A 6303-nucleotide genomic window follows, 5' to 3' on the forward strand; every position below is an offset into this window, starting at 1 on the left:
GTTTGTGGATGGTGTCTATGCAAGAAGGAGGGGAAAGAAAGCAGACCGGTAACGGTCATATGAATTTCAAAAGCAATGAGGACGAAAAAAAATATAAGTTTCATTAGTTTTCTGCTAGAGCTTATCTTCATTCTGTTTATGACATTGCTGATGCGTAATTCTGTTGATTATTCTTTGCGTTTTGTGATTCTTTATCTTATGATCCAAGCCATGTTTGGGCATTATCGTGTTTCTACTTTGTTGATTTGGGAAGAAATTGAATTGTTGATAAAGAGTCATCTTTGTTTCTATTTTGCCAGCCTCTTATTGATCGACATAGGAAGATATAGCATCTATCTCATGATTGTCAATTTGGTCATTACATTATTGGCATTTGTGTACAGTGTATTGATCAATCGAGCTATTCGTATTGTGATGCGTAATTCCTCGAAAGAAAATGTATTGATCATTGGTACTGGCAAAGAAGCAACTCAGCTTGCTCATGTATGTAAAACCAATCGATTTTCTTTGATGGATGTGCAAGGCTTTATCAATGTCAATGATGTAGAACTATTTCCTAATCTACATCAAGAAGTTTTGGTAGAAGGCGATATTTACCCAGTGAAGGATCTTTTAAAGAAGATATCAGATTTGGATATTGATACGGTTATTATCGCAATTCCAAATGTTTCTAGAAGTCAAATGAATCATTTTATGAATATCCTTTACAATCAAGTGGAGAAAATCAAATATCTATCGCAGACATCTAGTTTGATTACCTTTGATACAAAGGTAGAAGACTTTGATGGGTTGCTTGTAGTATCTACATCAAGAGGGATGACGAATATTGGAAGTAGAATGATGAAACGAGTAATTGACATACTTGGTGGATTAGCAGGATGTTTATTATTATTACCATTGATTTGGTATGTTCGTAAGAAGAATCACGAAAATGGAGATAAAGAACCTATTTTCTTCACACAAGAAAGAATCGGTAAGGATGGTAAGCCATTTAAGATTTATAAGTTTCGAACAATGGTACCTCATGCAGAGGAAGTTCTAGAACAATTGATGGAAGAAGATCCGGCAATCAGAGAAGAATATGAAACAAACAAAAAATTAAGAGATGATCCAAGAATTACAGTAGCAGGAAAAGTATTAAGGGAGAAAAGCCTCGATGAGTTTCCACAGTTTATCAATGTGATAAAAGGACAAATGAGTTTAGTAGGACCAAGACCATATCTACCAAGAGAAATCAAGGATATGGGAATGTATTATAACAGCGTGATCGGTTGCACACCGGGAGTAACCGGAATGTGGCAGAGTCATGGAAGAAGTGATGTTAGTTTTGAAGATCGCCTACAGATGGACGATTACTATTATAGAAATTGGAGTATCTGGTTGGATATGACAATACTGATCAAAACAGTAAAGATGGTATTCAAAGGTGAAGGAGCACTCTAATGAAGGATACAAATTGGTATGTATTGTTTGTGATGGGTGGAAAAGAAAAGCAGTTATGCGAATTTCTGAATCAAGAAGAGAATTGGTATGCTTTCTATCCTAAAATTGAATTAGTAAGAAGAAAAAACAGTATTGATTATTTGGTTGAGAAACCATTATTTCCGAGTTATATCTTCATTGAAAGTAATCAAAAACATATTGTATTTAAGGAAAAATTGCATGTATTAAGAAGCAGGAAAACCGGTATTGTAAAAGAACTGCATTATGAAGATGATATTCCTGCTTTACATAGTGAGGAAAAGGAATATCTTCAAGCCTTATTAAATGATGATTTTGTTTTGAAGAAATCTACAGGATTTATAGAGCAGGATCACGTAGTGATTAAGGATGGTCCTTTAAAAGGATATGAAAGCAAGATTAGTAAAATCAATCGTCATAAAAGAAATGCAATATTAGAAGTAGAACTATTACATAAGAAAGTAAATGTAACAGTACCATTAGAAATATTAAAACGAACTGAATAAGATATAAAAGTTGCCAGGGGCACATTATAGAAGATACAGGGACATACTTAACCGTTCAACACTTTATGTGGGGGAAGGGAGGAGTATGTTTTTTATGTTGGAAGGAGGTACGCAATGAAAGGAACAATTGAGATTATTTGCCCTTTATATAACGCAGAAGCATATATAGAGAAATTACACCAATCGATATTGAAACAAGAAAATGCAAACATTGAAAGAATTCACTATATTTTAACAAAAAGTAATGATAAAAGTGAGCTTATTTTAAAAACACTAAATCTAGATTATGAGTTAATAGAACCACATGACTTTTCCCATAGTTTAACAAGAGAAAAAGCAGCAATGAATAGTAATGCTGACATTATTGTATTTATTACGCAAGATATTGTAATTGAAAAAAAAGATTGGTTAAGTAAGTTAACAGAAGATATATATAGAGGAAATTGTGAAGCAACATATAGTAGACAGTTATGTAATAATAATTCGATCGAGAAATATACTAGAGAAAAAAATTATCCAAAAGAATCTTCAATAAAAGATTATAATTCAATTAAAGAATTAGGATTAAATACTTTTTTCTTTTCGGACGCTTCTTCAGCAATAAGTACTAAAGTGTTTAAAGAATTAAATGGTTATGATTCTAAAAAACTGCCTATAAGCGAAGATATGTATATTGCACACAAAATCATAAAAAACGGATACAGAATAAAATATTGTGCAGATTCTGAGGTAATACATTCGCACGATTTTTCATTTAAGGAATTATTTGAACGCTATAAGCTAACTGGAAAGTTTTTTAAAGAAAACAGTTTTTTAAATAAATATGGAACAACTGAATCCGGAAAGAATCTCGCAATATATATTTTGAAAAGAGCAGTTAAAGAAGGGAACTTTAATGCAATGAAGGAGTATATTCCTAATATGATTGCTAGATATTTAGGAATGAAGGTAGGTGAATTATTATGAATGACTTAGTTTCTATAATAATGCCTACTTATAATAGAGCAAATTTAATAGAGAGAGCAATAGATTCTATACTAAATCAGACATATAGTAATATAGAGTTGATTATAGTTGATGATTGTTCCACAGATGAAACAAAAGAAATAATTGGTAAATATTCTGACGAAAGACTTTTATATTTCAAATTACTGAAAAACTCAGGAGCTAATGCCGCAAGAAACTTAGGCATACAGAAATCTAGGGGAGAATTTATTACATTTCAAGATAGTGATGATGTATCAATGCTTGATAGAATAGAAAAAGAAGTAAAGTATATAAAAAGGAAAAGATGTGATTGGGTTTTTTGTTCTTTTTGTAGTGTTTTAAAAAATGATAAGATAAAAAAGCAAAAAATTATTATAGAAGATGATAGTGATATATACCAAAAGCTTTTAAATGGAAATTTCATAACAACTCAAGCAGTACTTTGTAAAAAGGAGATTTTAGAAAAAATAAAGTTTGATGATACTTTACCGAGATTTCAAGATTGGGACTTATTTATAAGAATTTCAAAAGAGTTCAATGGATCTTACTTAAATGAAATATTAGTAAAAATGTTTCCACAGGAAGACAGTATAAGTGCCAATAATAGTAAAGGAATATTAGCATTAAAAGAAATTGTCAAAAAATATCAAGATAATTTTAATCAAAGTCAAAAAGCAAGGATATATTGTAGAATTGCTCTGTTTGAAATGTTAGATTCAAATAAAAAAAATGCAAATATTTATTTTAAGAAAGCATTATCAATAAAAAAAGATTTTATGTGTTTATTACTATTTGTTTTATTCAAAATCAATATTTTAAAAGTTTTATATCCTAAAATAAAGAAGTAAAAAAAGAATTATATTTCAATAAGGAGGTAAAGATTGATACAGTTTAGTAGCAATCAAAAAATATGAAAATTTTAGCAATATATTTACCAGCATTTCATCGTGAAATATTCAATGATATGGCATGGGGAAAAGGGTTTACAGAGTGGAATAATGTAAAAAATGGTAAGAAATTATATAAGGGTCATATACAACCTCTAATTCCACTAAACGATAACTATTACGATTTATCAAATAAAGAGTCAATAGAAACACAGATTAAAATAGCAAAGCAGAATAAAATAGATGGTTTTATATTCTATCATTATTGGTTTGGAAATGATAAAAAAGCTCTTTACAAACCTGCTGAAATTATGAAAAATGAAATAAAAGAAGAGTTTACGTACTGTTTTTGTTGGGCAAACCATAGTTGGATAAAAAATTGGCATGATAAGTCGAATGAGACGATAGTAAATCAAATATATGGTGATGAAAAAGAGTGGGATAAGCATATAAAATATTTAATACCTTTTTTTAAAGACGAAAAATACATAAAGATAGATGGAAGACCAGTTCTTTACATTTATAATATGAATGACATTAAATGTTTTGATAAGATGTTAGATTATTGGAATACTAGTTTAAAAAATAATGACATAAAGCCAATATATATAGTAGAATATATATCTGCTAGAAATAAAAAAAATAATTGTAAAAAAACAGAAGCAGTTGTAGAATTTGAACCATTATATACGACATTCTTCGACATAACATTCATACAAAAATTAAAAAGATTTTTATGTAAAAAACTAAACAAAATTGATTTTCAAGATTATGACTATATTTGGAATAAAATAATAAATAGAAAGAGAACATACAATGGAATAAATATTCAGAAAGGTTGCTTTGTTAAATGGGACAACTCTGCTAGAAAAGGTCATAATTGTATGATAGTAAAAAATGATACACCTGATAAATTTAAAAAAAACTTGGAGTCTTTGATAAATAATAATAGAAAAGATTCTTCTAACGATTTTGTAGTAATTAATGCATGGAATGAGTGGAGTGAGGGTGCTGTATTGGAACCAGATCAACATTATAAGTATGCATACTTAGAAAGTGTTAAGAAAGCTGTTGAAAATTATGAAGAATAATATTTTAGTTATGATGTCGACCTTTAATGGAGAAAAATATATAAAGAAACAAATTGAGTCATTATTGAATCAAAAAGATGTTAATTTAAAAATAGATATAAGAGATGATGGGTCTAATGATGATACCTTGCAAATATTATACAATTACAGTAATGAATATGATATTGTGTCATATCATAAAGGTTCTAATATTGGGTATGCGAAAAGTTTTTGGCAATTAGTACAAAATTCAGACGAATATGAATATTATGCTTTTTGTGATCAAGATGACATATGGCAAGATAACAAATTAGCAAGAGCTATAGGGTTATTAAAAGAGCAAATGAACCAAGATCAACCTCTTTTGTATACAAGTAGGGTAGAATCTTTTAATAATGATATGGAATTAATAAGTCAAGATACATTCAAAAATCATAAGATTTTAAATGTATATGAATCTTTACAAAAATCAGTGGTACCCGGATGTGTCTTTGTTTTTAATAATGCTACAATGAAATACTTGAGGGAGTATAACGGTTATATTGAATCTCATGATTGGATTGTTTATTTAATTGTCACTATTTTTGGGAAAGTTATTTTTGATGATGAATGTTATATTAAATATCGTATACATGAAAATAACACAATTGGGCAAGTATCGGATTTTAAAAGAATAAGAGGTAAAATAAAAAATTTTTTCAGACCTAATAAAAACACACGATCTAAAGTAGCTAAAGATATATATACGACATACAACAATAGACTTTCGCCAGTTTTTTCAGAAGATATTAAAGAATTAGCATATTATAAAGATGATTTTAAATTAAAGCTTAAATTGATAATTAATCGTAATTTCAAGGGTTTTATTTTTAAATTATATGTAATATTAGGGAAGGTTTAATATGCTAAATATATTTTTTTGTTATTCTGTTTTTTGGAGTATTATATTATTACTTTATAGTTTTCAATGGTCTGATTTATTAGTACAATTAAATATTAATATTTTAATATTTATAATATTCACCATTCTTATGTCTGCATTAACTGGTTATCTTTTGAGAGATAAAATTAAAATACAAAAAAAAATAAGTGAAACTCATAAATCATCCTTTACATTATTGCTTGTTGTTTTTTTTGTCTTGGATTTATTATATGCAGGAAAAATTCCATTAGTATATTATTTAGAAAACATTTCATATCACGAAGTAAATTTTGAAGGAATTCCTATTTTTCATAATCTGATAAACTCTTTAGGGATTTTTTATAGCTTTCACTTAAGTTATCTGTGTGTCTGTTATAAAAAAAAGAAATATTATATGGAAAATTTTTTGATTATTAGTTTTTACATTATTCTTTTACAAAGACAGAATATTTTTATCTGTATAATAGTAT

General features: G+C 28.1%; 7 protein-coding genes. All 7 read left to right on the plus strand.

All coding sequences use genetic code 11. The features are described 5' to 3' along the window. Positions 1–138: 138 nt before the first annotated feature. A complete protein-coding gene (locus UGRO018_RS17325) occupies positions 139–1443 on the plus strand; it encodes an exopolysaccharide biosynthesis polyprenyl glycosylphosphotransferase (protein WP_416327769.1) in 1305 nt (434 codons plus the stop codon). After that, complete coding sequence (gene loaP, locus UGRO018_RS17330) at positions 1443–1967, plus strand: antiterminator LoaP (RefSeq protein ID WP_416327770.1); 525 nt, start codon at positions 1443–1445, stop codon at positions 1965–1967. The genes UGRO018_RS17325 and loaP overlap by 1 nt, the downstream gene beginning before the upstream one ends. A 114-nt stretch (positions 1968–2081) precedes the next feature. After that, positions 2082–2933 (plus strand): glycosyltransferase family 2 protein, encoded by an 852-nt coding sequence (locus UGRO018_RS17335; RefSeq protein ID WP_416327771.1) that lies wholly within the window; start codon positions 2082–2084, stop codon positions 2931–2933. After that, positions 2930–3802 (plus strand): glycosyltransferase family 2 protein, encoded by an 873-nt coding sequence (locus UGRO018_RS17340; RefSeq protein ID WP_416327772.1) that lies wholly within the window; start codon positions 2930–2932, stop codon positions 3800–3802. The genes UGRO018_RS17335 and UGRO018_RS17340 overlap by 4 nt, the downstream gene beginning before the upstream one ends. A 62-nt stretch (positions 3803–3864) precedes the next feature. Further along, positions 3865–4932, plus strand: coding sequence for a glycosyltransferase WbsX family protein (locus UGRO018_RS17345; protein ID WP_416327773.1), 1068 nt, complete (start codon positions 3865–3867; stop codon positions 4930–4932). Beyond that, a complete protein-coding gene (locus UGRO018_RS17350) occupies positions 4922–5812 on the plus strand; it encodes a glycosyltransferase (protein ID WP_416327774.1) in 891 nt (296 codons plus the stop codon). The genes UGRO018_RS17345 and UGRO018_RS17350 overlap by 11 nt, the downstream gene beginning before the upstream one ends. A gap of 1 nt (position 5813) precedes the next feature. Next, a partial coding sequence (locus tag UGRO018_RS17355; RefSeq protein WP_416327775.1) for a hypothetical protein occupies positions 5814–6303 on the plus strand: 490 nt, incomplete at its 3' end.

It is taken from the genome of Hoskinsella mucinilytica (assembly GCF_045223415.1).
Taxonomy (GTDB): domain Bacteria; phylum Bacillota_I; class Bacilli_A; order Erysipelotrichales; family Erysipelotrichaceae; genus Hoskinsella; species Hoskinsella mucinilytica.

Bases quoted from the DNA above. Each gene is read 5' to 3' on its own strand.
- UGRO018_RS17345 (WP_416327773.1), top strand. From the start codon at position 3,865: ATGAAAATTTTAGCAATATATTTACCAGCATTTCATCGTGAAATATTC.
- UGRO018_RS17350 (WP_416327774.1), top strand. From the start codon at position 4,922: ATGAAGAATAATATTTTAGTTATGATGTCGACCTTTAATGGAGAAAAA.
- UGRO018_RS17325 (WP_416327769.1), top strand. From the start codon at position 139: ATGACATTGCTGATGCGTAATTCTGTTGATTATTCTTTGCGTTTTGTG.
- loaP (WP_416327770.1), top strand. From the start codon at position 1,443: ATGAAGGATACAAATTGGTATGTATTGTTTGTGATGGGTGGAAAAGAA.
- UGRO018_RS17340 (WP_416327772.1), top strand. From the start codon at position 2,930: ATGAATGACTTAGTTTCTATAATAATGCCTACTTATAATAGAGCAAAT.
- UGRO018_RS17335 (WP_416327771.1), top strand. From the start codon at position 2,082: ATGAAAGGAACAATTGAGATTATTTGCCCTTTATATAACGCAGAAGCA.